At 42.7% G+C, this 26,345-nt stretch carries 22 protein-coding genes, 1 other RNA gene and 1 pseudogene; 20 read left to right on the top strand and 4 right to left on the bottom strand.

Annotated features, from left to right (window positions below):
* Positions 1-49: 49 nt before the first annotated feature.
* The 4 genes and pseudogenes from ACVC7Q_RS09620 (at position 50) to ACVC7Q_RS09605 (ending at position 2,934) form a co-directional block, all read left to right on the top strand.
* Complete coding sequence (locus ACVC7Q_RS09620; protein ID WP_447265685.1) at positions 50-1,111, top strand: AAA family ATPase; 1,062 nt, start codon at positions 50-52, stop codon at positions 1,109-1,111.
* A 145-nt stretch (positions 1,112-1,256) separates the two neighbouring features.
* Positions 1,257-1,343: pseudogene (locus ACVC7Q_RS09615) on the top strand (nicotinamide riboside transporter PnuC); the annotation flags it as partial.
* Positions 1,344-2,120 (top strand): NUDIX domain-containing protein, encoded by a 777-nt coding sequence (locus ACVC7Q_RS09610; protein WP_447265684.1) that lies wholly within the window; start codon positions 1,344-1,346, stop codon positions 2,118-2,120.
* A 127-nt stretch (positions 2,121-2,247) separates the two neighbouring features.
* Positions 2,248-2,934 carry a YoaK family protein gene (locus ACVC7Q_RS09605; protein WP_447265683.1) on the top strand — a complete coding sequence of 229 codons (687 nt, stop codon included), beginning with the start codon at positions 2,248-2,250 and terminating at the stop codon, positions 2,932-2,934.
* 307 nt (positions 2,935-3,241) lie between these two features.
* On the opposite strand, the gene dusB is transcribed toward ACVC7Q_RS09605, so the two are convergent.
* Entirely contained in the window at positions 3,242-4,219 is a 978-nt protein-coding gene (dusB, locus tag ACVC7Q_RS09600) for a tRNA dihydrouridine synthase DusB (RefSeq protein WP_223325472.1), read from the bottom strand.
* Entirely contained in the window at positions 4,206-5,078 is an 873-nt protein-coding gene (hslO, locus tag ACVC7Q_RS09595) for an Hsp33 family molecular chaperone HslO (protein WP_447265682.1), read from the bottom strand. The genes dusB and hslO overlap by 14 nt, the downstream gene beginning before the upstream one ends.
* Before the next feature lie 319 nt (positions 5,079-5,397).
* Between hslO and ACVC7Q_RS09590 the strand changes: the two genes are divergently transcribed.
* From ACVC7Q_RS09590 to ACVC7Q_RS09520, 15 genes are all read left to right on the top strand, one after another.
* Entirely contained in the window at positions 5,398-6,690 is a 1,293-nt protein-coding gene (locus ACVC7Q_RS09590; protein WP_369087909.1) for an adenylosuccinate synthase, read from the top strand.
* 214 nt (positions 6,691-6,904) lie between these two features.
* Positions 6,905-7,549, top strand: coding sequence for an HAD family hydrolase (locus tag ACVC7Q_RS09585; protein ID WP_003002091.1), 645 nt, complete (start codon positions 6,905-6,907; stop codon positions 7,547-7,549).
* Between the two features lie 121 nt (positions 7,550-7,670).
* Positions 7,671-9,248, top strand: coding sequence for an ATP-binding cassette domain-containing protein (locus ACVC7Q_RS09580; protein WP_003016812.1), 1,578 nt, complete (start codon positions 7,671-7,673; stop codon positions 9,246-9,248).
* Between the two features lie 302 nt (positions 9,249-9,550).
* Positions 9,551-10,060 carry a tRNA adenosine(34) deaminase TadA gene (gene tadA / locus ACVC7Q_RS09575; protein WP_447265681.1) on the top strand — a complete coding sequence of 170 codons (510 nt, stop codon included), beginning with the start codon at positions 9,551-9,553 and terminating at the stop codon, positions 10,058-10,060.
* 39 nt (positions 10,061-10,099) lie between these two features.
* Positions 10,100-10,194, top strand: an RNA gene (gene ffs, locus ACVC7Q_RS09570) — signal recognition particle sRNA small type.
* Positions 10,195-10,846: 652 nt separating this feature from the next.
* Positions 10,847-12,196, top strand: coding sequence for a glucose-6-phosphate isomerase (locus ACVC7Q_RS09565; protein ID WP_003002120.1), 1,350 nt, complete (start codon positions 10,847-10,849; stop codon positions 12,194-12,196).
* 276 nt (positions 12,197-12,472) lie between these two features.
* Entirely contained in the window at positions 12,473-13,564 is a 1,092-nt protein-coding gene (locus ACVC7Q_RS09560) for a hypothetical protein (protein ID WP_447265680.1), read from the top strand.
* A 107-nt stretch (positions 13,565-13,671) separates the two neighbouring features.
* Positions 13,672-14,379, top strand: a complete 708-nt coding sequence (locus ACVC7Q_RS09555; protein ID WP_447265679.1) for a hypothetical protein — start codon at positions 13,672-13,674, stop codon at positions 14,377-14,379.
* 7 nt (positions 14,380-14,386) lie between these two features.
* The gene (locus ACVC7Q_RS09550) at positions 14,387-15,076 is read left to right on the top strand and encodes a hypothetical protein (protein ID WP_447265678.1); all 690 of its coding nucleotides are present in this window, start codon (positions 14,387-14,389) and stop codon (positions 15,074-15,076) included.
* 14 nt (positions 15,077-15,090) lie between these two features.
* A complete protein-coding gene (locus ACVC7Q_RS09545; protein WP_447265677.1) occupies positions 15,091-16,008 on the top strand; it encodes a hypothetical protein in 918 nt (305 codons plus the stop codon).
* A 65-nt stretch (positions 16,009-16,073) separates the two neighbouring features.
* Positions 16,074-16,772, top strand: coding sequence for a 2,3,4,5-tetrahydropyridine-2,6-dicarboxylate N-acetyltransferase (gene dapD, locus ACVC7Q_RS09540; protein ID WP_118096092.1), 699 nt, complete (start codon positions 16,074-16,076; stop codon positions 16,770-16,772).
* 206 nt (positions 16,773-16,978) lie between these two features.
* Positions 16,979-18,112: an N-acetyldiaminopimelate deacetylase gene (locus tag ACVC7Q_RS09535; protein ID WP_447265676.1), complete on the top strand. Its 1,134-nt coding sequence runs from the start codon at positions 16,979-16,981 to the stop codon at positions 18,110-18,112.
* Positions 18,113-18,220: 108 nt separating this feature from the next.
* Positions 18,221-18,760, top strand: coding sequence for a 5-formyltetrahydrofolate cyclo-ligase (locus ACVC7Q_RS09530; RefSeq protein ID WP_447265675.1), 540 nt, complete (start codon positions 18,221-18,223; stop codon positions 18,758-18,760).
* The gene (locus tag ACVC7Q_RS09525; protein WP_447265674.1) at positions 18,744-19,421 is read left to right on the top strand and encodes a rhomboid family intramembrane serine protease; all 678 of its coding nucleotides are present in this window, start codon (positions 18,744-18,746) and stop codon (positions 19,419-19,421) included. The genes ACVC7Q_RS09530 and ACVC7Q_RS09525 overlap by 17 nt, the downstream gene beginning before the upstream one ends.
* A 294-nt stretch (positions 19,422-19,715) precedes the next feature.
* The gene (locus ACVC7Q_RS09520) at positions 19,716-21,680 is read left to right on the top strand and encodes a C69 family dipeptidase (RefSeq protein ID WP_447265673.1); all 1,965 of its coding nucleotides are present in this window, start codon (positions 19,716-19,718) and stop codon (positions 21,678-21,680) included.
* An 84-nt stretch (positions 21,681-21,764) separates the two neighbouring features.
* Here ACVC7Q_RS09520 and galU read toward each other — a convergent pair whose 3' ends face one another.
* Together galU and ACVC7Q_RS09510 are read right to left on the bottom strand one after the other, a co-directional pair.
* Complete coding sequence (galU, locus tag ACVC7Q_RS09515; protein WP_447265672.1) at positions 21,765-22,673, bottom strand: UTP--glucose-1-phosphate uridylyltransferase GalU; 909 nt, start codon at positions 22,671-22,673, stop codon at positions 21,765-21,767.
* Positions 22,674-22,718: 45 nt separating this feature from the next.
* A complete protein-coding gene (locus ACVC7Q_RS09510) occupies positions 22,719-23,735 on the bottom strand; it encodes an NAD(P)H-dependent glycerol-3-phosphate dehydrogenase (protein WP_447265671.1) in 1,017 nt (338 codons plus the stop codon).
* Positions 23,736-24,009: 274 nt separating this feature from the next.
* Between ACVC7Q_RS09510 and ACVC7Q_RS09505 the strand changes: the two genes are divergently transcribed.
* Positions 24,010-26,345, top strand: a 2,336-nt coding sequence (locus tag ACVC7Q_RS09505; protein WP_447265670.1) for a Spy0128 family protein, incomplete at its 3' end; no start/stop codon positions are given.

Raw genomic sequence — 26,345 nt, 5'->3', positions numbered from 1 at the left:
AGTATACAATAAAAACATAAAGAAAACTTATTTATAAAAAGGAGTCGGTATGAATAAAGAAAGAATCGCTGTGGTGTTTGGAACCTTTGCTCCTCTTCATCAAGGGCATATTGACCTGATCCAGCGGGCCAAGCGTCAGTGTGATCGTGTTCGTGTCATCGTATCTGGTTATGAAGGGGACTGTGGCGAAGAAGTGGGCTTGACCTTACAAAAACGCTTCCGCTATATCCGTGAAGCCTTCTCAAACGATGAATTGGCCCAAGTCTATAAGCTAGATGAGACGGAACTTCCTCGTTATCCCTTGGGGTGGGAACCTTGGTTACAAACAGCCCTTGACACCATCCAGTATCAAACAGAGACAGAAGAGTTGATCTTTTATGTGGGGGAGAAAGCCTACAAGGAAGAGTTGGAAGCGAGAGGGTTTGAAGTCCACTTAGAGGAACGTCGCTTTGGAATCTCTGCTACCATGATCCGGGAAAATCCAAGCAAATACTGGAAATACATCGCCCAGCCCTTCCGTCGCCAGTTCACGAAAAAAGTCTTGATCATGGGGAGCGCCAGCAACGGGAAAACGACCCTTGCAAAAGACTTGGCTCGCTTTTACGATGCTCCTGTTAGTCTTGAGTATGCCCGTGAATACCAGATCAAGAACAATGTTCAGGATGATGAACTCACACCGAAAGATTACTATTACCTCCTCTTAGGACAGTATGATCAAACCTCTAAGCTCATCGATAGTAGTGCCAATCGAGGCCTGGTCATCGCAGATACCAATTCTCTGGTGACCAAAGGTTACTACGACTACTACATGGAAGTCGAAGGCCAGGATATCAGCATGACCGATACCTTTGACAACCTCTTTGTTAGTATTTTGTCTAAAGAAAAATGGGATTTGATCCTCTTTGTTCAGCCGATCGGCTCTTATGTCAATGATGGTTTCCGAGACATGACCATGGCTGATGAAGAGATCCGCACCAGCTTTTCAAATTACCTAGACCAATTGCGCCAGCAATACCTTGGAAACATTCCGACCACTTTCCTCGCATCAGACTACCTCGGTAACTATGAAGAAGCCAAGAAAGTTATTGATGCCATCTACCAAGCCGACTAAGGAGCAGCTTATGAATCACCTAATGAACAATCTCACTAAAAAATTCACAACCTTTATCCAAGACTTTACAAATGTCCACCGAGAAGCGAAAAAGCAAGGCTTTGTCAATATTATGAAACTCCTCTGGTGGGATCAGAGTATTCAAATTCAAGGGATGTACTGGGTCTACACGCTGAATAGTCTAGTGGGCTGGTACCAATGGACCAAAGTCCTCAAGAAGGAGGTGGCCTAAATGACCAATCTCTTGATTCCAGCAGGAATGACGGAGAAAGAGTATTTTGAGACGGTCGCAAGTGAAGCAGACTTTCTCAAGTGGTACAAGGAACAAGACTTACCGACTTATGAAACCCCTAGTGTCACAGCGGACATGGTGGCCTACTGTTTTGTCGAAGGCCAGCTCAAGCTCTTAGCTATTCGCCGCAAGGCCCACCCATATCAACACCGCCTAGCCTTGGTGGGGGGCTTTGTGAACAAGGATGAAGATGCAACCCATGCTTGTATCCGGGAGGTCAAAGAAGAAGTCGGTCTCGATCTTCCAGTTAATAAGGTGGAGCAGCTCATGACGGTTTCCACCCCTGGGCGGGACCCCAGAGGCTGGGTCATTACCATCGCTCATCTGGTCTATCTGCCAGCAGAAGCAGTAGACTTAGTCCATGCAGGTGACGATGCCAAGGAAGTTGTTTTTCTCGATGTCGATTTCAAGAAGTCCCAGTGTTTGCTAGAGGGGAAAGCCTTAGTTGCTTCTGATTTTGCCTTTGACCACTATCAAATCATCCAAGAGTCGATCAAGCGGATTCAGGGACGTTTGGACTGGAATCCAACCTTCCTCTATCTGTTAGAGGAGCCCTTCACCGTTTATGAAGCAACTGAATTGGTCAATCTAATCAATCCAGGACGCCCCATCGTTAGCAATAACTTCCTCGTGAAATTCGGAGAATTTGTGGAAGAAGTAGGCGTCAAGCGGGTTCCCAAGAAAAAACCACGGAAGACCTATCGCTTAAAAGAGTAGGTCGAGCGAGATGTATTCTATCAGCCCTCAGCTACTTTTTGTAGCCAAGGGCTTTTTTGATTTTTCCTGCTCCACTTGTGTGCAAAGTGGTATAATAAAAATAATTGAAATCAAAAGGGATACGACTATGGAAGAAAAAATCATCTTACCACAAAATACACGACTGATGGGGGCTCTGCTTGGTTTTATCGGAGGGGGCCTTGATGTTTTTTGCCACATGCACTACCGGAGTTTGGTCGCAACCCAAACTGGGAACCTACTGCTTCTCATCGCTGATTGGCACGATCCCCGTGTCGAAAATACCATCATGCGTTTTTCATCTATTTTATTCTTTTCCATCGGCTTTGTAGTTGCCCTCCATATCAAAGAATATCGCAAGACAGCCTTTTGGCGAACCAAGATGTTGATTCCTTTGTTTGTGGTGACACTCCTGATTCCCTTAGTGTCTGTCATACCACCTGTAGAAGTTCCCTTTATAGCTTTTGGGACGGGAATGATGATGTTGACCTTTACAGGGAGCTTGATCGAAAATCACCCTTATGTGATCTTTATGACTTCCGGAAATTATCGCAAGATGCTGACGGCTTTGTACCGAATCATTCGCGGGGAAGGAGATTTGGTCGAGTATCGGCGTCAGGCCATGAATTACGGGATTGTCGTTGGAAGCTTTGTGGCGGGAGCTATTAGCGTGGCTATCCTCATGCATTTCCTCCACCAATGGTCCATCTGGCTGATCACAGCCAACCTCTTTTTGATCATGACTTACTACACCGCTAGAGTTAAACAACTCGGCCTGCAAACAGATAATCTATAAAAACAGGACCCTGTGTGAGGTCCTATCAGATTGAAGACGAAACCATATTAAAAACTTTCCTTAGGTGAGTACGGACGTCAGCGAACTTCGAAGAAGTTCCATGACTTAGTTTTGAACCTAAAGTTTCAAAACTCCCGAGTGCTTGAAACGTAATGTTTCAAGCACTTTTCTCACAGCGGAAAGTTTCAGCATTTTCTTGATTCGCTCAAAAAAATTAGAACATATTTATATTTCTTTGCAGAATTGCTTAACTTATTTTATTTAAAAATAGCACAGGACCTCATGTGAGGTCCTGCTTTTATTATTTCTATGCGTTTAATTGTAAGAGTTCTTCAATCTCTGCCAGGGTGCTAGCTTGGGAGATGGCTCCACGGAGTTTGGCTGCACCTGAGGTACCACGAAGGTAGTGAGGGGCAAGGCCACGGAATTCACGAACGGCAATGTGTTCACCTTTGAGATCGATCAAGCGTTTCAAATGTTCGTAAGCAATCTTCATCTTGTCTTCAAAGGTCAAATCAGGCAGGATTTCACCTGTTTCAAAGTAATGGTTGATTTGGTTGAAGAGATAAGGATTCCCCATAGCGGCACGGCCAATCATAACAGCATCGGCACCGACTTCTTCGATGCGTTGCTTCGCGTCTTGAACCGTACGGATATCTCCATTTGCGATGAAAGGAATCTTGGTTAGAGCTTGGGCAACCTTGTGAAGGGTCTCAAGGTCTGCATGACCCGTATACATTTGCTCCCGAGTTCGTCCGTGCATGGCAAGGGCAGAGACACCCGCAGCTTCGGCAGCAAGCGCATTTTCAACTGCTAGAGAAGGGTCCGACCAACCTGTTCGCATTTTGACAGTCAGAGGGATATCAAGGACGGATTGAACCTTGTTGATGATGGAGTAAATCTTATCTGGATCCTTGAGCCACATAGCACCGGCCTCGTTTTTGACGATTTTATTTACCGGGCAGCCCATGTTGATATCGACGATATCGGTCTTGGTATTTTCTTGGATAAATTCAGCTGCGCGTGCGAGGCTGTCTTCGTCGCTTCCAAAGAGTTGGATCGATACAGGATTTTCGCCTTCATCGATATGGAGCATATGCAGTGTCTTTTCATTGTTGTACTGGATTCCCTTGTCAGAGACCATTTCCATGACAACGAGCCCTGCTCCCAGTTCTTTTGCAATGGTCCGGAAAGCCGAGTTGGTCACTCCAGCCATTGGGGCTAGGACAGTACGGTTAGGGATTTCGACATTCCCGATCATAAATGGCGTATTAAGATTTGTCACGAATGAGTTCCTCCAAGTCATTTTCGTCAAAGTGGTAGTGGGTTTGGCAGAATTGGCAGGTAATCTCTGCATCGTGATCTTCATCTTTCATCTCTTTTAGATCACTAGCTGGCAGACTTGCTAAAGCGTTCAAGAAACGCTCACGGCTGCAGTCGCACTGGAAGCGAAGTTCTTCTTCAGAGAGGCGTTTGAAAGGTTCATCCCCATAGATAGCAGCAAGAAGAGCTTCAATATGGTCTTCAGATTTCAAAAGTGTGGAGATGGCAGGCATTTCTTGGATGCGTTTTTCAAAGCGCGCGATTTCTTCTTCCTTGGCATTGGGTAAGACCTGGAGCAAGAAGCCACCAGCCACTTTAACCTTGTCTTCGTCATCCAAAAGAACATTGAGTCCAACTGCAGATGGTGTTTGTTGGCTTTCCGTCAGATAAAAGGCCAGGTCTTCTCCGATTTCACCGGTTACAAGAGGGGTCATGGAGTTATAAGGATTTCCCGTACCATAATCTGTGATAACCAAGAATTCTCCGTTTCCGACAAATGGTCCCACCAGAACTTCACCAGTCGCAGTCTTTTTAATATCCACTCCAGGATTTTGCACGTAGCCTTTAACATTTCCCTTGGTATCTGCCACAGTGATGATGGCTCCGAGTGAGCTAGTTCCAAGGACTTTGACCGTAATTTTAGTATCTCCTTTCTCGTTTGCCGCCAAGATTTGGCTGGCAATGAGGGTACGGCCAAGTGCGACCGTGGAGCTAGCTTGTGTATGATGTTTTTCTTGGGCTGTTCGTACAGTTTCTGTACTGTCTAGTACATAGGCACGAAAAGCACCACTTTCTGAGATAGTTTTAATAATTTTGTCCATACCTACTATTTTAGCACAAATCAAGCAAAGTGGGGACAAGGAGAATTCTGAAAATCAGTCGTTTCAGAAGAAGGACGAGAAGAAAAGAAAATTCCGAACGTTATTTCTAGAAAGAAGCAATTTCCAAGTAAAAGACGAGTTTCATAGAGAAGTTGGTTTAAAAAGAAAGGAGAAAAATAAACGATAGCCGAGTGGATCTTGAAAAAACATTAAAAATTGCTTATAATAGAGTGTAAGACAAACTTGCAGGTGAGACTCCTGCCCTTAGTTTGAAGAAAGGCATAGATAGCATACTATCTATGGTATATGAAAAAGAATTATGACATCAGTTGTTGTAGTAGGAACCCAATGGGGTGATGAAGGAAAAGGGAAGATTACAGACTTCCTATCAGCCAATGCAGAAGTCATTGCGCGCTACCAAGGTGGGGACAATGCCGGGCACACCATCGTAATCGACGGCAAAAAGTTCAAGTTGCACTTGATTCCTTCTGGTATCTTCTTCCCTGAAAAGATCTCTGTCATCGGAAACGGCGTGGTTATCAACCCTAAATCGTTGGTTAAAGAGTTAGCTTATCTCCATGACGAAGGAGTATCAACGGACAGCCTTCGAATCTCTGACCGTGCCCATGTCATCCTCCCTTACCATATTGAATTGGACCGTCTCCAAGAAGAATCTAAAGGAGACAACAAAATTGGGACTACGATTAAAGGGATTGGCCCAGCCTACATGGACAAAGCAGCTCGTGTGGGAATCCGGATTGCGGATCTCTTGGATCGCGAAGTCTTCGCAGAACGTCTTCGCATCAACTTGGAAGAAAAGAACCGTCAATTTACCAAACTCTATGATGCAGAGGCTCTGTCATTTGACGATATCTTTGAAGAATACTATGAATATGGTCAACAAATCAAACAATATGTAACCGATACTTCTGTTATCTTGAACGATGCTTTGGATAACGGCAAGCGCGTGCTCTTTGAAGGAGCCCAAGGGGTTATGTTGGATATCGACCAAGGAACCTATCCATTTGTAACCTCTTCAAACCCAGTCGCAGGTGGGGTGACCATCGGATCAGGTGTCGGCCCAAGCAAGATCGACAAGGTTGTCGGTGTATGTAAAGCCTACACTAGCCGTGTTGGTGATGGCCCATTCCCTACGGAACTCTTCGATGAAGTGGGTGATCGGATCCGTGAAGTCGGCCATGAGTATGGGACAACAACCGGTCGTCCTCGTCGTGTTGGTTGGTTTGACTCAGTTGTCATGCGCCATAGCCGTCGCGTGTCAGGAATTACCAACCTTAGCTTGAACTCGATCGACGTTCTGTCCGGCTTGGATACAGTGAAAATCTGTGTAGCCTACGACTTGGATGGGGAACGCATCGACCACTACCCAGCAAGCTTGGAGCAACTCAAACGTTGCAAACCAATCTATGAAGAATTACCAGGCTGGTCAGAAGACATCACAGGTGTCCGCCACTTGGATGAGCTTCCAGAAAATGCCCGCAACTATGTCCGCCGTGTCGGTGAATTAGTTGGTGTGCGCATTTCAACCTTCTCAGTCGGACCAGATCGTGACCAAACCAATATCCTTGAAAGTGTGTGGTCTAGTTTATAAGCAAATGAAGATAAGAGAGTGGGACAGAAATCGGTCATTCGTTAGAATTCGATTTCATCGTCCCACCTCCGCACAGTTGAGTAGGGCTGTAAAAGCTGATGAAATCAGCGTAGTAGAGCCCACTCAACCACTGCGTCTTGCTCGACAATCCAAAGACAATTGAGAGGCTAGGACTTTTGTCCCAGCCTCTTTTTGAAAGCAGAAAGAGGAAAAAATGTATCAAACGATTTTATTTGACCTAGACGGCACCTTGACCAATTCAGAACTAGGGATTACCAACTCGGTGGCCTATGCCTTAGGAAAATATGGGATTCAAGTGCCAGACAAGAAAGCATTGAGAGTTTTCATCGGTCCGCCCTTGCAGGAGTCTTTTGAGCGCTTTTATGGATTTTCTAAGGAAGAATGTTTAAAGGCCATTGACTACTATCATGAGTATTTTTCCGAAAAAGGCCTTTATGAAAATGAGGTCTATCTAGGCGTTCCTGACTTGCTGGCTTCTCTCAAGCAGGCTGGCAAACAGTTGATTGTAGCTACGTCAAAGCCTGAAGAATTTTCCATTCAAATTCTCAAACACTTTGGTTTGTATGATTATTTTGACTTTGTCGCTGGTGCGACCATGGATAGAAAACGTAGTAAAAAAAGCGATGTTATCCAGTATGCCTTGGAGCAAAATGGGATTACAGATTTGGCGCATACCATCATGATTGGAGACAGGGAGCACGATGTGCTTGGCGCTCAAGCGCAAAAGCTTGATTCTATCGGTGTCCTTTATGGCTTTGGAAGCAGGGAAGAATTGGAAGAAGCCGGCGCCACCTATATTGCTCAAGAAGTTGGCGAAATTGCAGCTTTTATAGGATAACCTTTTCCAAAATATTAAAAGTTGGGAACTTTTCTAATCTGCTGAATATTGCTTGATTTAATATTTCTATCGGTGTATACTTACTGTAGGTTAAGTCACACAGATTTGATGGATGATAATTATGAGAAATATTTATAAGTACATTGATAAGAAGTATCTTTTTCCTATTTTTTTAGGGCGTATTGTGAATAGTGGTTTGGTGTTGGCGCAACCTCTGATTTTAACGAAGGCCTTGAAGTTAGATCAAGACGGCCTTTCTTATGGAAAAATTCTCAATTTTGTTTTATTTGGTTTGTCTGTCTATCTTGTTATTTATAGTCTGATGCTGTTTTCAAACTATTCGCACAATATATTCCGAAGAGAAATCAACAAAAGTGTCCGTGCCCTTTTATTTAAGAAAGTCATATTGAATCCTAAATTTTCCAATGATGAAAAAGTTAGTCTGCTAACTCAAGATATGGAATATGTGGGCGATAATTATTTGGAAAATATAAATGTTATGGTGAGTTGGGGATTTGTCGCCCTTGTTACAGCCATTTATATTGTTTCACAAAATTTTCTCTTAGGACTTATTTTTGTCATTTTTACGATTATGAGACCTATTCCTCAGTTCATCATGAATCGTCGTTTACAAGATTCGGGAGACAGCTGGTCCAAGCTTAGAACGAAATTACATGGGCTTGTCTCGGATAGTATGCAAGGCAGCCAAACCTTACGGATTAATCAGGCCATGAGGCTGAATGAAGAGCGCGTGAATGATTTAAACGGAGAATATCAAAAAGCCATCCAAAGATTTTGTTTCACACATAATATTATTTTTTTCTTTAATGGATTTATGGTCTTTTTTAGTCAGGTTGTTCCTCTTGCTTTAGGCTTTTATTTGAGTTTACAGGGAAATTCTATTTCTATTACAAGCCTCATCTCTATGTATGTTGCTGCGGGGATGCTGGTAGAACCGATCCAAACTCTGATGTACAGTGCAGCCAATCTCCAAGGTGCCTTGCCGACTGCGAACCGCCTGTTTAAGATTATCGAGGAAGAACCTGATTTCGAAGAGACAAAGGATCAATTTGTTGAAAATCTCGAATCGTTGCGCTTAAATCATATTTCAAAAAGTTTTGCTGAACGTCAGCTTTTTTCTGATTTGACGGCGACGATTTCAGTAGGTCAGAAGGTCTTAATCAAAGGACCGAGCGGGTCTGGAAAGACGACTCTTTTTCGCTTGATTTTAGGAGAAGAAGTATGTGATGAGGGTGACATTTTCGTTCAGTATGATGGAAATCAAATAACGAGTCATTTCCAAGGGAATATCGGTTTAATTAGCCAGCATCCCTTCCTGTTTAACGATACTATCCGCTATAATCTAACTTTTGGTCAGCCTTTTCAGGACCATGAATTATTGGAGGTATTGGACCGAGTTGGCTTAATAGATGAATTTCAGGATATTTTGAATGTAGAAATTCATAATAATGGTGAAAACATTTCAGGAGGTCAGCGTGTCAGATTAGAGTTGGCTCGTTTTCTCTTACGCGAGAAGGATATTTTATTAGCGGACGAAGTGACATCAGCTTTGGACGAAAAAAATAGTCGTCTGGTTAGAGACCTAATCTTTTCTTTGCCGATCACGGTACTAGAAATAGCCCATCATATTGATGAAGAAGAGCGCTATGACCAAATCCTTGAGTTACGTAAAGGATGAGCGATGCCACAATAGTTGGTTCTGCGACAAAGCGGATAGTAGTAAGCCAGCAATTTGTCAGATATTTTTGAGATTCTAAGTGGTGATATTTCCAAAATCATCAATACTCAGAGAACTTAAGCTTTATTTAAGATAGGCCAGCTATACTAGAAGCATAAACAAAGACCTCCTAACTTTGTTTAAACCTCCTAAACTTTTTCATAATAATCTCCCATAAGAGTCGCCCAATCGGCGGCTTTTTTTGTGAGTCGTAAGCTGCCTATGGTATAATGAACAAAGAAACTAAAAGGAAGAAGGAAGAGATGGACTACACGATAGAGGAAAAAGCGATGTTTATGAGGGAAGCCCTGAAGGAGGCGGAGATTGCCCTCGCCAATGATGAAATACCGATTGGCTGTGTCTTGGTCAAGGATGGTCAGATTATCGGGCGTGGACATAATGCGCGTGAGGAGCTGCAGCGGGCGGTCATGCATGCGGAAATCATGGCGATTGAAGAAGCCAATCAGCATGAAGAGAGCTGGCGTTTGCTGGATACGACTCTGTTTGTGACCATTGAACCCTGTGTCATGTGTAGTGGTGCCATTGGTCTAGCTCGGATTCCCCAGGTGATTTACGGGGCGACCAATCAGAAGTTCGGCGGAGCAGGAAGCCTCTATGACATTTTGAAAGATGAGCGCCTCAATCACCGTGTGGAAGTGGAAACAGGAATCTTGGAAGCAGAATGTGCAGCCATCATGCAGACCTTTTTCCGCCAAGGTCGAGAACGAAAAAAACAAGCCAAACTCGCAGCCAAGGCCGAAACACAAGAATAAAAACCGGACCTTTGCAAATCCAACAATTTATGATATAATACCTATCGGAGCAACAGTTCTGCGTGAAGCGGGTCAGGGGAGGAATCCAGCAGCCCTAAGCGAAGTGAGCTGTGTGCTCTTTTTCTATAGCTCTTAACGAATCAAGACTGGAAGTCGCAGATGAGTTTAGAGATATTGATCCTGAGGAGCAAAGCGACGTGAGGGCTATAGCGTAACATGAAATTAGCCTGTAAGGCGCAACCGAACTTAGAGATATTGATCCTGAGGAGCGAAGCGACGTGAGGGCTATAGCGTAACATGAAATTAGCCTGGAAGGCGAACCGATCATAGAGATATTGATCCTGAGGAGCGAAGCGACGTGAGGGCTATAGCGTAACATGAAATTAGCCTGTAAGGCGCAACCGAACTTAGAGATATTGATCCTGAGGAGCAAAGCGACGTGAGGGCTATAGCGTAACATGAAATTAGCCTGTAAGGCGCAACCGAACTTAGAGATATTGATCCTGAGGAGCAAAGCGACGTGAGGGCTATCACTCATCAGAGTCATGTTGAAATTACGTTTATATTCAAAGAATAAAAGAGAAAAAATAGAGTTTCGTGAGAAGCTTCTTTTTTTGGATTTTCTAGCCAAAAATAGTGCAAACATGCAAACGATTGCTATTGCGTCGTTGCTTGATTTGTGAAAATAAAAAAATTAGCAAATGAAAACGTTTTATAGGATGGTTTCCCTTGATTAAATCCCTGTAAAGCGATATCATATAGGAGAAGAAATATTGGAGGAATAACATGTCTCATATTAAATTTGACTACTCAAAAGTTTTGGGTAAATTTGTTGCCCCACATGAAGTGGAATATATGCAACCACAAGTGACTGCAGCTGATGAATTGATCCGTAAAGGAACAGGTGCTGGTAGTGACTTCCTAGGTTGGTTGGACCTTCCTGAAAATTATGACCGTGAAGAATTTGACCGCATCTTGAAAGCTGCTGAACAAATCAAAGCAGACAGCGATGTTTTGGTCGTGATCGGTATTGGTGGATCATACCTTGGAGCGAAAGCTGCCATTGACTTCTTGAACCACCACTTTGCAAACTTGCAAACAAAAGAAGAACGCAAAGCTCCACAAATCCTTTATGCTGGAAACTCCATCTCATCTACTTACCTTGCTGACTTGGTAGAGTATGTTTCAGATAAAGATTTCTCAGTCAACGTGATTTCTAAATCAGGTACAACAACTGAACCAGCGATCGCTTTCCGTGTCTTCAAAGAACTCTTGGTGAAGAAATATGGTCAAGAAGAAGCCAACAAACGGATCTACGCGACAACTGACCGTGCCAAAGGTGCTGTAAAAGTGGAAGCAGATGCCAATGGTTGGGAAACATTTGTAGTTCCAGATGATATCGGTGGACGCTTCTCAGTCTTGACACCAGTTGGATTGCTTCCAATTGCTGCATCAGGTGCTGATATCAAAGCCCTTATGGAAGGTGCGAATGCAGCCCGTAAAGAATACACTTCAGACAAACTTTCTGAAAACGAAGCTTACCAATACGCAGCAGTTCGTAACATCCTTTACCGTAAAGGTTATGCAACTGAAATCTTGGTCAACTACGAACCATCTCTTCAATACTTCTCAGAATGGTGGAAACAATTGGCTGGTGAGTCAGAAGGAAAAGACCAAAAAGGTATTTACCCAACTTCGGCTAACTTCTCAACAGACTTGCACTCATTGGGTCAATTTATCCAAGAAGGAACTCGTATCATGTTTGAAACAGTTGTCCGTGTGGATAAACCACGTAAGAACGTGATCATCCCTACATTGGAAGAAGACCTTGATGGACTTGGTTACCTCCAAGGAAAAGACGTTGACTTCGTAAACAAAAAAGCAACTGACGGTGTTCTTCTTGCCCACACAGATGGTGACGTACCAAACATGTACGTGACTCTTCCTGAGCAAGATGCCTTCACTCTTGGTTATGCCATCTACTTCTTCGAATTGGCCATCGCCCTTTCAGGCTACTTGAACGCGATTAACCCATTTGACCAACCAGGTGTTGAAGCCTACAAGAAAAATATGTTTGCCCTTCTTGGTAAACCAGGATTTGAAGAACTTGGAGCAGAACTCAACGCTCGTCTTTAATCAATAGACAAAACGATCTCGCAAGAGGTCGTTTTTTTACTTGCTAAACAAATTTATATTTTTGTCCCTTAGAATCAATTATAAAAATACGATCTAGTTATATTTCTCGATCATACGGTAATCTAATTGCGATTGTCGCCTTTCGCAAGAAATTTTAAGATAAGTGTCTAAAAGGTCGGATATCTCTCCGATCTTTTTTAGTCTATCAAGACAGGAGTTGGTCCCTGCTTGGTTTTATGTTATAGTAGAAGAGAAGAATAAAAAGGAGAATTCAAAATGTCAGAGAAAGATCAAGAACCATTGATGAAACAGACTCCCTTAGATGGAACACCCCATTTTGATGTGGCTGCGCCGGCATTTGTCCCAAAAGAAGAAGTCGAAGACTTGGAAGTTCCAGAAGTTAGTGGCGTTTCAGCGACAGAGATGAAGAAAGCAATGGAAGAAGAGGCAAAAGAGCCAGTTATTTCAGAAACGGTGGAGCTCCCAAAAGTGGTTGAAACGACAGTTGAAGAAGACGCGGTAGTGCCCGCTGCTCCCCAACCGACCCCTCTATTCCAGCCTGCGCCTGAAGCTCCTCAAAGTGTGGTCGTTAAACCAGTTGGTCCACAAACAGCGCCTGTTCCTGGAACACATATCACACAAGCTCCTCTTCCTCCCGTTGGAAAACCAATGGATACTGCGGACAAGAAGGCGATTCGTTTTGCCCTTGGGATTTTAGTGGGTCTCCTCATCGGTGGAGTCAGTGGCTATTTGATTGGTCATGCCAGCTCTAGCACGTCACCATCTAGAAAGCATACTTCTTGGTCAGGCAACCAGTCTGGTTCTTCATCCAATATTGATTTGGAGCAATTAACCGCAGAAGATGCGGAAGCCGATTTTAGCTGGGAGCAGTCTGATATCGAGCAACTTCAATTTTTGACTGGAAAGGATGATGGAGAGAGTCCTGAGGAAATGGTCGACGTTTATGGAAAGGCTAGTTCTGTTCAATTTGATAGTGGAGAATTGAAATTATTCTGGGATGATAACTCTTATAATAAAGAGGTCAAAGCGACCTACTCTAAGAAAGGAAAAAAATTACAGCTTGTCAAATTTGAATTTAATCAATTTGGGAAAAATCTTACGGTTGAGGATAACTTTGCAGATGGGTTCAAGGTTGGAGATAGTGAGACCGGTGCTGGAGGGACCTCTTACAAAGAACTCTTAGAAAAATACGGTGATGCAGTCAATCTGACGGTGAGTTCATCTGATGATTCAGACATAGTGGAATTGGTCATGGACTTCCAAAAGAAAAATGGGGACTATGTAGATTTGACCTTTATTCGTCAAGAAAATGGAGATTTCCTCTTGAGCAGTAAGGATAGTTACTAAACCAATGAATAAAAAAAGAGGCAAGCGCCTCTTTTTTGGAATAAGACAAGACAAATGCGCTAATTTTCTATACAATAGAAGGAGTTTGAATAGAAAGAGCATAAAGGATGGAAGAAATGAAACAGTGGATAGAACATCATAAGCGGATCCTCCAAAAAGCTGCAGGGGCTTTGCTAGCTTTTATAGTGGGTGCTTGCTTGGTGTTTATAATTCATCCGGTTAAAACCTTACCAAAAGACCGTTTGCTGAGCCTATCTCGAATGCAAGAAGCTAGCCAACAATTTGTCGCTCCTTCTTCAAAAGAGCCGGCTCTAGAAGACTTGTTGTCATTAGAGCTTGCAAGGGGAGAAGGAAAGGTACAAAAAAGTTGGGTGACTTTGTCTGCATTCGTCAAAAAATTTGGAAAAGCAGCGAGCTTTACACAAGAAGATACGAGTTTTGGTGCACAAGTCCAGTTAGGCTATGGGCCTTCTGTGAAGGGGCTCTATCCTTATACCATAGAATTTCAAAAACAGGATGATGATTTTTATTTGAGCTCGATTCAAGGATTTGCGCCAAAATCGTCTCACTATCAGAGCAAAAAGAACTTAAAACAGGCGGATTTTACAGGTTATAAGCCTTTGGATGGAAAAAAGGAAAAGGGAACGGCAGTAGAAGAAGTCTTGAAAAAATCAGGTCTTCCCAATTCTCTTAGTTTGACCTCTGTAAAGGACAAGCAAGTTTTAGCCTTGTCTTATCAGGTGACAGATGGATTGGTCTCTTTGACCTTTGAACGCGACCAGAGTGGTCAGTATCGTTTGACGAAGAAGGGGTGAAGCAAATATGATCGAGTGGATGAAAAAGAATCGAAAAGAACTCTTGCTGCCGTTTTTGTGTTTTGTTTTAGGGTTGTTACTTGCGATTGCAAGCATCCAGGTGCAAGAGCAGGGAACCGATACCAAGGAGGACCAAACGCTTTCCCATTTTCAACCAAAGGATTACAAGAATTTGGTAAGCAACGATCAAGAAATCAAGCAGTTTCAATGGACCATCGAAGCTGTGGCGAATTTGAAAGTCCGTCTTAAGCAGAGTCAGCAACCAGGAACCCGCTTGGAAACAGTTGTGACTGAATGGGGAAAAGCACAAAAAGTTCGCTACACAAAGACAGCTCAAGGGGAACAAACCATTCTTGTCTTGACTTATGCAGCTAAGCAAACAGATCAGGGGAAGAAAAGTGTGAACTTGTGGTTTGAAGAAGAGAAAGACCAGGGGTATCGCTTGACGATGGTGGATGTGACGAATTTGTTGGACACAAAAGAGAAGACAAGCAGTGAGAAAGAAATCATTACTGAAAAAGAGCACAAAGGTGCAGAATTCGCCCAGCTTATTAAGAAACTAGGAAATCCTCAACGCTTAATCTGGGGGGAAGTGTCAGATGGCGGAATGGGGTATCGCGCGACTTACCAGCTACCAGGTCGGCCAGAAGTGGTGATGGAATTCAAGAAAAAAGGCAAGAAATTAGTGTTGGTATAAGAAGGGAGACATCATTGGACGATCAACGGACAGACATCAAGGCAACTTCTTCTCACCAGGGTGGGAGTCGCTTGATTTCAGAAGCTGACCTGGCTTCAATAGGGGGAGGCAGGCATTCAGAACCAAGACAAACGGTACTAGACTCCCAATCGGATAGGACGAAAACCTACTCTCCTTCCTCTAAGAGTGAAGGGTCTTCGCTGGCAGCCTTTTTTGGTTTATTAGCCATGCTGGGATTAATTGCCTATCTGGCTTCAGGAGGTATTCATAGCGAGGGCTCTCCTTCTTCTACTAGTGAATACGGAAGCACTGGCCTGTCTTATGGGACCAGAAAGGAAACCTTGAAGGGTGGTACGAGTACCTTGATTGCCCCGGAGGGGGAATTTCAGTTTCAAGTGACCTATGAGAAGGCCATTTCCCTGATTCCTGGTTTAAGTGAGGGGGATCAAGGACGTTACTCTTCAACTTCTCTGTCTCCACAGGATGTGGTAGCTGTACTGGGGAAGGCTAGTAGTGGGGAAGAAACCTACCAAGAAGGTGGTGTCAGTCCTTTTATGACGCAATTGGATTATGGATCTGAAGGGTCCCCTTCTTCCGTAACCGTTTTACTTTCAAAAATTGGTGTTGACCGTTTATCTTCTCTTGATTTTAAAAACTTAAACAGTGAGCGATTAGCCAATAAAAATGGTAGCTTAAACAGAGAAGATTTTGCCAATATGAAAATAGGAACGAGCTATTCAGATCTTGTGAATACAGTAGGAATTCCTAGCAGTGTTTCTTGGATGAGTATGATGAGTTCAGAGTCCTTCTTAACCTTTTACTATAAGCTTTCTGATTCGCGATCCGTCATTATTCACTTTGGCAGCAATCGTACCATCAGTGAAATCAAGGGTCTAGAAGATCCAGCGACATCAACTTCCACGTCGCCTTAGGTGTTCATCTCACTAGGATTGTGGTATAATATGGATACCTTTAATTGAAATGAATGGAGAGTCTCATGACTGCACAAAAAATGTCTGCTCAAGAAATTATCGCTTTTATCGGGAATGCAGAAAAGAAAACAAATGTGAAAGTAACCTTTGAAGGGGAATTGGCAACAGCTGTTCCTGCTTCTGTTACGAAACTAGGTAATGTTTTGTTTGGTGACTGGAAAGATATCGAGCCCCTTCTTGTTAACTTGACTGAAAACAAGGATTATGTGGTAGAACAAGATGGCCGTAACTCAGCTGTCCCATTACTGGATAAACGCTACCTAAATGCGCGTATTGAACCAGGCGCTATTATCCGTGACCAAGTAACCATCGAAGATAATGCGGTTGTCATGATGGGTGCTGTCATCAATATCGGTGCTGAAATCGGTGCAGGAACCATGATTGATATGGGGGCTATCCTTGGTGGCCGTGCTACTGTTGGTAAAAACAGCCATATCGGTGCGGGTGCCGTTCTTGCGGGAGTCATTGAGCCAGCTTCTGCTGAGCCTGTTCGGATCGGTGACAATGTCTTGGTCGGTGCCAACGCTGTTGTGATTGAAGGAGTTCAAGTTGGAAACGGTTCAGTCGTTGCCGCTGGAGCGATCGTTACTCAAGATGTCCCTGAAAATGTGGTTGTAGCTGGTGTTCCAGCTCGCATCATCAAGGAAATTGACGAAAAAACACAACAAAAAACAGCCTTGGAAGACGCCTTGCGTAATTTGTAAGATAGAAATGAGAGTGGGACAGAAATCGGTAATTCGTTAGAATTCGATTTCGTCGTCCCACCTCCGCACAGTTGAGTAGGGCTGTAAAAGCTGATGAAATCAGCGTAGTAGAGCCCACTCAACCACTGCGTCTTGCTTGACAATCCAAAAACAATTGAGAGGCTAAGACTTTTGTCTCAGCCTCTTCTAATAGAAAGAAGACAACGATGACATTGGACTTAATCAAAATAAGACGGGATTTGCACCAAATCCCTGAAATTGGATTGGAAGAATTTGAAACCCAAGCCTACCTCTTAGAGCGAATCGCAGAGATCACAGCAGGAAAGGACTTTGTAGAGCAACGGACTTGGCGGACCGGGATCCTAGTTTATCTCCATGGGGCTGCACCTGAAAAAACCATTGGTTGGCGGACAGATATAGATGGTTTACCGATTGTGGAACAAACGGGCCTTGATTTTGCCTCTAAGCATGAAGGACGGATGCATGCTTGTGGTCATGATATGCACATGACGACAGCCCTCGGGCTTTTGGATCAACTGGTCCAAGTGCAACCAAAAAATAACCTGCTCTTTCTCTTCCAACCAGCTGAAGAAAATGAGGCTGGTGGGATGCTCATGTATAAGGACAATGCTTTTGGCGACTGGCTCCCTGATGAATTTTATGGTCTGCATGTACGCCCTGATTTAAAGGTGGGAGACATTGCGACCAATACGGGTACCCTTTTTGCAGGGACCTGTGAAGTCAAGATCACCTTTACAGGAAAGGGAGGGCATGCTGCCTTTCCACATGAAGCCAATGATGCTCTTGTAGCAGCTTCTTACTTTATTACCCAAGTCCAATCGGTCGTGAGTCGAAATGTCGATCCGATTGAAGGGGCAGTGGTCACTTTTGGTTCCATGCATGCAGGGACCACCAATAATGTGATTGCTGAGACCGCCTTCCTTCATGGGACCATCCGGACTTTGACCATGGAGATGAACCTACTGACTCAAAAACGGGTCAAAACGATTGCAGAAGGGGTTGCAACCGCTTTTGATGTAGAATTAGATCTGGAACTCAAGCAAGGAGGTTACCTGCCTGTTGAAAACCAACCAGAATTGGCTAAAGAACTCATGGACTTTTTCACAGCTGAGGAAAACGTACACCTGATTGATATCTTGCCAGCGATGACAGGAGAAGACTTTGGCTTTCTCTTGAGCAAGGTTCCTGGCGTCATGTTCTGGCTGGGAATTGATACGCCTTATGCCCTGCACCATCCTAAGATGAGCCCAAATGAAGCGGCTCTACCTTTTGCTGTCGAAAATATCGGTAAGTTTTTGAAAATGAAAGTTAATCAATAATCCCTTCATCCAACTCCGTCTGGAGTTGGATTTTTTATGTTCCTGTGTGGAATGATTTCGGTTGGCCTGAAAAAATGGTACAATGAAAGCTAGACAAAAGGAGTTAGCATGAAGAAAACACTACGAAAAGAAACCATCGCAGCCATGAAAGAGTTGCCTCAATCAGTGAAAGCAGAGGCAGATAACCAATTAACCCAACGTTTCATCCAGCTTCCAGCCTTTCAAGAGGCACAGACCTTGGCAACCTATCTATCCATGGGTCATGAATTTTCTACAGCTAGCTTGATCCAAGATGCTCTTCAAAGTGGGAAACGTGTCTGTGTGCCTCGGACCTATCCACAAGGTCGGATGGAATTTGTGGAATATGATCCTGATATTTTGGAAAAGACACGCTTTGGTTTATTAGAGCCCAATGAAACGGGGAAGGTTGTGGATCAGTCAGAGATTGATCTGATCCATGTTCCGGGAGTGGTCTTCCAATCTAAAGGCTATCGGATCGGCTATGGTGGTGGCTATTATGATCGTTATTTAGCAGATTTTACTGGAAAAACGGTCAGCACCATTTATTCCATCCAGCAAGGGGAGTTCCAGCCAAGTGCTTTTGATGTAGCAGTTCAGGAGGTGCTAGTCTATGAAATTCCTCTATGATCGTCGTTATCCTGTGACGAGTATCTTGTTGCTCGTCACAACGGCAGTTTTTCTTTCTATGTTTATCCGATTTGGAGGTGACTACCAAACGGGTGCTGCTATCTACTATAGCGGTGGTGTCATTGGAGAGGTCATTCAGATGGATCCAAGCCAGCTATGGCGATTGATTACTGCCACCTTTGTTCATATCGGCTTAGAGCATTTTGCGGTCAATGTGATTAGCCTCTATTATTTGGGACATTTGGCAGAAGATCTATTTGGTTCCAAGGCTTTCTTGGCTCTCTATCTCTTATCAGGTATCATGGGCAATGTTTTTGTCGCTATTTTTACACCAGATGCCATTGCGGCAGGAGCTTCTACAGCCCTCTTTGGACTTTTTGGGACCATTGGTGCCTTGCGCTTTATTGTTCAAAGTCCCTATATTCGTCACTTAAGCCAATCTTATACGAGCTTGATTGTGGTCAATTTGATTTTTAGCTTTATGCCAGGAATTAGTATGGCAGGGCATATCGGTGGCTTAGTAGCTGGGGTGATGCTGGCTTATGCCTTTCCAGTAAGAGGGGAGGTCCGCTTTATGAACCGAACTTATCAGATCAGTGCCGCCTTGTCTTATCTCTTACTATTACTCTATTTTTTAGGCAAATTGGTGAATCTTTTTTAAAAGTCCTTCTCTAAGAGAGGGGCTTTCTTTTTCCTAAAAAATGTAGCGAAATCGTAAACTAACAGATAATTGACAAAATTTCCAATAATTGTAACTATTTATTATAATATTATCAGGATGAGCAAATGAAGCCTGTCTTGGTAGGATGATAACCTAGGAGGTTATGAATAAAAGAGTATAAACATCCATTTAGAAAGCGCTTGCAAAAGAATTGAAAAAGGTGTAAACTGGGGATATAAAAATCAAAATAGTGTTATTTTGTCAGAAATAGCGCAAAAATAAAGGAGATTTGCCATGAAAAAATGGTTGTTAAAACTCTCATTGGTAGCGATGACACTTTTGCTCCTACCGATTCAAGCTGTTCAAGCCTGTTGTGGTTTTATCATTGGTCGCCAATTGACCAAGGATGGGACCACTCTCTTTGGTCGGACAGAAGACTACCCTTACTATCCAAATGGTGGAAAGCACAACAAAAACTTTGTGGTTGTTGATGCGAAGAACTATAAGGAAGGGGATCAACTGGAAGACGAATCCAATGGTTTTACCTATCCACATGCTGCTAGTGAAATGAAATATACAGCGACTTATGACTCTGCTCGTGGAGATGGTAGTAACGGTGCTTTTGGGGAACATGGATTTAACGAAGCCGGCGTTTCTATGACCTCAACTGTTACGGCCATTCCAAACAAAAAAGTCTTGAAGACTGACCCATTGACAGAAAACGGAATTCCAGAAGCTGCCATGCTTGATGTAATTTTACCTCGTGCAAAATCTGCTCGCGAAGGAATCGAATTACTTGCGAAAGTCATTGAAGAAAAAGGTTCAGCTGAGGGGAATACAGTTGTTATTGCGGACCAGAAAGAAACTTGGTACATGGAAATTCTTTCTGGACACCAATATGTAGCTGTTAAAGTTCCAGAAGACAAATATGCAGTTTTTGCCAATACCTACTACCTAGGTCATGTTGATTTGAATGACACTGAAAATGTCATTGCCTCTAAAGATGTAGAAAAAGTAGCCAAGGAATCTGGCAACTACAAGACTGATAAAGATGGCAATTTCCATATTGCGAAATCTTACGGACCTGAAAAATATGCTGAAGGAGACCGCTCACGGACCTATGCAGGAATCACTCTATTGGATCCAAATTCAAAAGTGACATATGAGGATGATGAGTACGAACTCTTCCGGTCACCAACAGATCCAAATAAGAAATTCACTTTAGAAGATGCCTTTGCTATGCAACGGAATCGCTTTGAGCACTTAAATGGTCGCTTCGTACCGGACGATCAAATTGGCGTGAAGAAACAAGGTGACAATGGCGCAAACGACACTGTTCGTAAAGACCAATACAAGTATGCTTTAGGAAATGAAAACGTTATCGATGCCCATGTCTACCAGATCAATCCAAAACTTCCAAAATCATTTGGTGGTACTTTATGGCTTGGTATGGGACCATCTCGGAACACACCTTATGTTCCATTCTATGGTAATCTAAAAGATACTTACGAAGCCTTCAAACCTCAAACAGCAACTTATGATCCAAATTCATGGTATTGGACAGTATGGCACATTGACAACATGGCGATCAATAACCAAGATGTCTTTGGAAAAACAGTTCAAGATCACTGGAAAGCTCTGGAAAAACAATTTATTGTTGATCAAGAGAAGAAAGATATTGAATATTATGCGTTGAAAGATCAACCTGAAGCTGCAAAAGCTGCTGAAGATAAGGTGACAAAAGATGCCCTTGAATTGTCTGATCGTCTCTTCCAACACTTCAAAGATTATGAAAAATTAATGGAAAAACAATTAGAGGCAGCTGGACGTAAGTCTGATCCTTATCGTGCTTCTAAACCAGATAATTACAAAGATCCTGAAGAGTCTAAAGATCCTAAAGATCCTAAGAAACCAGACACACCAACAGTTTCAGAAAAACCAAAAATCAGTGAAGATGCGAACAAGGTTCACATTCCAGCTCCAAATTATGTAGCAACCCCTTCTACACGCGATATTCCTGCTAATGCAGAAGGAAATCCAAACAATCGCTTTGGCTATGCTGCTAACAAGGAGAAACAACCAGTTGTATCTCCTAAAGTAGAGACTCCTGTGAAGCCAGAAGAAAAAGTTCAAGCTCCAACTGAAGCTCCTGTAGCAGGAAACAGTGTAAATAACAATAATCGATTCGGTTCTAATTTCCATCCAGGCGAAATTGAGACTTATTCAAATACAAACTATTCTTACAATGTTCATCCTTAAAAAATAGATAAACAAGAGAATAAATGAAAGAGGCTGGATGTTTCATCCAGCCTCTCTTTTATATTCTTATAATTTGTGAATCGTTTAGTCCACAGTTATCCCAGTTTCTTCTAATTGTTTTCCAAGATCAATGATATACTGTTTGAGATCCTCTTTAACCTGTGGATGCTTCAAAGCATAATCAATCGATGTTTTCATAAAACCAAACTTGTCACCTACATCGTAGCGTTGGCCTTTAAATTCACGGGCAAAGACTCGCTGGGTCTTATTGAGGGTGTCGATCGCATCCGTCAATTGAATTTCATTACCAGTACCTGGTTCTTGATTTGCAAGAATGTCAAAGATCTCTGGAGTCAAAAGATAGCGGCCAATGATGGCGAGATCACTCGGTGCATCTTCTGGAGCTGGTTTTTCGACAAAGGTCTCAACGCTATAAAGACCATTGATGCCTTCGCCTTGAGGTGCGATCACACCGTATGAAGAAACCTCTTCGTGAGGGACTTCCATCACAGCGATAGTGGATGCATGGGTTTCATCGTAGTCGTTCATCAATTGTTTGGTTAATGGCAAGGCATCATCATTGGTGATGTCCATCAGGTCATCTCCCAACATGACAACAAAAGGCTCATTTCCAACAAAGGCCTTCGCTTGAAGAACCGCGTCTCCTAAACCTCGAGGGTGACTTTGGCGGATGAAATGAAGATTGATCGCTGTTGTATCATTGACCAACTTGAGTAAGTCAGTCTTGCCTTTTTGCTCGAGGTTGTATTCCAATTCAAAGTTAGAATCGAAATGGTCTTCGATCGAACGTTTGGCCTTCCCTGTTACGACAAGAATTTCCTCAATTCCAGATTTCAGAGCTTCTTCTACGATGAATTGGATCGTAGGTTTGTCAACGATTGGCAACATTTCCTTTGCCAAAGCTTTGGTAGCTGGGAGGAAGCGTGTCCCCAAACCAGCCGCAGGAATGACTGCTTTTCTAACTTTAGTCATATAGTTTCCTTTCTAAAAGGTAGGATTGATGTTAGGGTGGTTGACTTATTTCCACTCGTTTTCTTCTTTAAATTCATTGCTCATCATGTGGTGGATGGCTTCGCGGATATCTTTTCCTTCGTAGATGACTTGGTAAATGGCCTGTGTAATCGGCATGTAGACATCCAATTCTTGTGCCAGTTCATGGGCGACTTTGGTCGTAGAGATCCCTTCAATGATCATGCCCATGTTGGCTTCGATGTCTTCCAATTTTTCGCCACGTCCGAGAGCATCCCCAGCTCGCCAGTTGCGGGAATGAACAGAAGTACCGGTAACGATCAAGTCACCAACCCCAGACAAACCGCTATAGGTCAATGGGCTAGCTCCTAGCTTAACACCAAGGCGCGTGATTTCAGCGAGACCGCGCGTGATGATAGCTGCTTTGGCATTGTCACCATAACCAAGACCGTGCAGGGCCCCAGCTCCGACAGCGATGATATTCTTCAAGGCTCCAGCAGTTTCCACCCCGATGACATCGGTATTGGTATACAGGCGGAAGTAGTGATTGCTAAAGAGTTCTTGAACATAGCGTGCGGCTTCTATATCTTTTGAGGCAGCTGTAATGAGGGTGATGTCCCGTACGATGGTTTCTTCGGCGTGACTAGGTCCAGAAACGACCACCACCTCGCTGCGAAGAGAAGCAGGAATTTCTTCTTCAAGGATTTGAGAAATCCGATCGTGTGTACCAGGTTCTAGCCCTTTAGAAGCATGCATGACTGTTACAGGGTGATCCAGTGTTTCAGCAACTTGTTTTGCGACCAGGCGGGTCACCTTTGTAGGAACGACAAAGAGGATAGCGTCCACACCGTCCAAAGCTGCTTTCAAATCAGTCGTAGCAGTGATGTCTTCGCTAATAACGATATCTTTGAAATAGCGTTGATTGGTATGAGCGGTATTGATTTCATCGATTTGTTCTTGGATATTTCCCCAGAGACGGACTTCATGGCCGTTATCATTGAGGACTTGTGAAAGGGCTGTTCCCCATGAACCAGGACCCAATACTGCAACGGTTTGTTTTTCCATTGTATCTTCCATTTCTATGTCTATTTTCAACAAGGCTAGAAATCTAGCGCTTGCGCCTTCGAAACGGCCAAATGTGTGCCTTGAAGGGCGATTCTATTTTCCTCTCTATTTTAACATAATATAGGTAAAAAAACTTGTATGATCATCAATTGTTTTGTGAGGACATTTCATTTTGACAAGATGCTAAATAAAAAAATGCTACCTTTTACTTGCATTATTACTAGTTTTTGATATAATAATTTCACTTATTATTATGAACATAAGGGGAGATAAAATGAAAAAGTTAGCAATATATCTATTGATGATGCTCTCGTTATTAATGGTATGCTTTACGCTTTTTTCTAAAATTGTAAATGCAGAAACGTCAAAAAAAGTGGATGTCATCACAGATGTAAAAGTTCAAAACAGTGATGGCGGGGATTTAACAGCTCCGCTTGGAAGATACGATACTTTCCGTCTTAATGCAAAGTTTGCTTTGGAAGGAAAAAACGTTAAAGCAGGAGATACGACGGAAGTAGTTATTGCTTCTCCAATTGACATCAAATCTCAGGATTTTGAAATTACTGACTCAATTACTAGTAAAGTAATTGCCAAGGCAAAAGTTGATGCAACTACTGGTAAAATTGTATTGACATTCACAAAGTTTGTTGAAGAGAAAAATGATATTTCAGGTTCATTCTTCTTCTATGCTCAAGTTAATAAAGTAAAATCTCCAAATGATGGAGAAGTTCCAGTTAAAGTTTCTGTAAATGATAAAGTGAAATTCACAGGAAAAGTTACAAGTGGGACAATCGGTGGAGGTAACCGCTACTCTATCATTAAATCGGGTTGGAGCGAAAAAGGAAACAAAGAGCTTGGCTTCCGAATTTCTGTAAACAGAACGAATGAAGTCATTAATGATGCTGTTGTTACAGATACCTTGAAATCACCAGGTATCACCTACAAGCCAGGAAGTTTCAAGATTAAAAAAGGAACTTGGGAATATAACAATGGTAAATGGGAACTCAAAAACGCAAAAGATGTTACCGCTGACTATACAGTGAATATTAATGAAAATTCATTTTCTATTAATCTAGGTAACATTGCTGCTGATGATCAATTTGCTATTGAATATGGGACAGATGTAAACTATGCTGTTGTTGATGGTGAAAAAATTCTTAACCAAGCTACTATCAAGGGAAGCAATAAGGATGAATACTCATCAAATAGTACAGTGAAAATCCAAATTGCTGGTGGTGAAGGTATTGGTTACGAATTTAGTATTAAAGTTACTAAGGTAGACGAACAAAACAGACCTCTTAAAGGAGCAAAATTCCAAGTTGTTCGACAAGCAACTGGTCAAGTGATTGGTGAATTCGAGTCAGATGCGAACGGTGAATTTACTGTCAAGAACATCCTTCGTGACAAATACATCATCAAAGAAATTCAAGCTCCGGAAGGGTATGGATTGGCAGAAGATACAATTGTTGAAGCTAGTGAATTTACGACACCAACTAAACCTGTTAGCAAAACAATTGTAAACAAGAAAGAGAAGCCAGCCAAAACCCAAGCTACTATCGAGCTGGATAAAATTCTAACAGGTCGTGACTTGGTGGACGGTGAGTTTAGCTTTGAATTGTACGAAGGTGCAAACAAGCTTCAAACAACGACTAACCAAAGCGGGAAAATTACATTCGAGCCGATTGAGTTCACAGCAGAAGGTGAACACACTTATACTGTGAAAGAGGTCAAAGGCGACAATGCCACTATTACTTTCGATTCTTCTGAAAAACAAGTGACTGTTAAAGTCACTCGTGATGGAGATGCCTTGAAGGCAGAAGTCGTCTATCCAGAAAGCAAAACATTTACCAACGCCTTCACACCAAACGCAACAACTGCAACAATTGAGTTGACAAAAGAGTTGACAGGTCGTTCTCTAACAGATGGCGAATTCAGCTTTGAATTGTACGAAGGTACAAACAAGCTTCAAACTGTTACAAACAAAAACGGAAAAGTAACATTTGCACCAATTGAGTACACCGAAGAAGGTGAACACACTTACACTGTTAAGGAAGTAGCTGGAAATACCCCAGGTATTACCTATGACAAGACTGATAAACAAGTAACTGTTAAGGTGAAAAAAGATGGCGACAACCTGAAAGCAGATGTGGCTTATCCAGATAATAAAACCTTCTCAAATACTTATACAGCTCCTCAACCAGCAAAAGCTAAAATTTCAGCGAGCAAGATTTTAGAAGGTGCTGAATTGAAGAATGGTGAATTCAATTTCCAATTGTTGGATGAGACCGGAAAAGTTCTTCAAACAAAACAAAATGCTGCAGATGGTACGGTAGCCTTTGATGACCTTTCATATTCATCAGAGGACGCAGGAAAAACCTTCCACTACACGATTAAAGAAGTTATTCCTGAAAGCAAAGCAAAAGGAATGACCTACGATGAAGGAAGTATTGATGCGACTGTAACTGTCACAAAAGATGATGCAAGCAATACACTCAAAGCTTCTGTAGCATATGGTGATAAGAAATCCTTCACTAACAAATTGGTAACCACTTCAATTCCACCAACACCACCAGTTGTTGATAAACCTGAATTGAAACTCTACAACATTCA

Source organism: Streptococcus sp. W151, from assembly GCF_053010205.1.
Note: the sequence above shows the minus strand (reverse complement) of the source record. Positions and strands in the feature narration are given on the sequence as shown.

Coding starts and splice junctions, on each gene's coding strand:
- tadA (WP_447265681.1), top strand. CDS start 9,551: ATGGACTACACGATAGAGGAAAAAGCGATGTTTATGAGGGAAGCCCTG.
- ACVC7Q_RS09585 (WP_003002091.1), top strand. CDS start 6,905: ATGTATCAAACGATTTTATTTGACCTAGACGGCACCTTGACCAATTCA.
- ACVC7Q_RS09520 (WP_447265673.1), top strand. CDS start 19,716: ATGAAAAAATGGTTGTTAAAACTCTCATTGGTAGCGATGACACTTTTG.
- galU (WP_447265672.1), bottom strand. CDS start 22,673: ATGACTAAAGTTAGAAAAGCAGTCATTCCTGCGGCTGGTTTGGGGACA.
- ACVC7Q_RS09605 (WP_447265683.1), top strand. CDS start 2,248: ATGGAAGAAAAAATCATCTTACCACAAAATACACGACTGATGGGGGCT.
- ACVC7Q_RS09550 (WP_447265678.1), top strand. CDS start 14,387: ATGATCGAGTGGATGAAAAAGAATCGAAAAGAACTCTTGCTGCCGTTT.
- ACVC7Q_RS09535 (WP_447265676.1), top strand. CDS start 16,979: ATGACATTGGACTTAATCAAAATAAGACGGGATTTGCACCAAATCCCT.
- ACVC7Q_RS09560 (WP_447265680.1), top strand. CDS start 12,473: ATGTCAGAGAAAGATCAAGAACCATTGATGAAACAGACTCCCTTAGAT.
- ACVC7Q_RS09580 (WP_003016812.1), top strand. CDS start 7,671: ATGAGAAATATTTATAAGTACATTGATAAGAAGTATCTTTTTCCTATT.
- ACVC7Q_RS09620 (WP_447265685.1), top strand. CDS start 50: ATGAATAAAGAAAGAATCGCTGTGGTGTTTGGAACCTTTGCTCCTCTT.
- dapD (WP_118096092.1), top strand. CDS start 16,074: ATGACTGCACAAAAAATGTCTGCTCAAGAAATTATCGCTTTTATCGGG.
- ACVC7Q_RS09555 (WP_447265679.1), top strand. CDS start 13,672: ATGGAAGAAATGAAACAGTGGATAGAACATCATAAGCGGATCCTCCAA.
- hslO (WP_447265682.1), bottom strand. CDS start 5,078: ATGGACAAAATTATTAAAACTATCTCAGAAAGTGGTGCTTTTCGTGCC.
- ACVC7Q_RS09510 (WP_447265671.1), bottom strand. CDS start 23,735: ATGGAAAAACAAACCGTTGCAGTATTGGGTCCTGGTTCATGGGGAACA.
- ACVC7Q_RS09610 (WP_447265684.1), top strand. CDS start 1,344: ATGACCAATCTCTTGATTCCAGCAGGAATGACGGAGAAAGAGTATTTT.
- ACVC7Q_RS09565 (WP_003002120.1), top strand. CDS start 10,847: ATGTCTCATATTAAATTTGACTACTCAAAAGTTTTGGGTAAATTTGTT.
- ACVC7Q_RS09530 (WP_447265675.1), top strand. CDS start 18,221: ATGAAGAAAACACTACGAAAAGAAACCATCGCAGCCATGAAAGAGTTG.
- ACVC7Q_RS09590 (WP_369087909.1), top strand. CDS start 5,398: ATGACATCAGTTGTTGTAGTAGGAACCCAATGGGGTGATGAAGGAAAA.
- ACVC7Q_RS09525 (WP_447265674.1), top strand. CDS start 18,744: ATGAAATTCCTCTATGATCGTCGTTATCCTGTGACGAGTATCTTGTTG.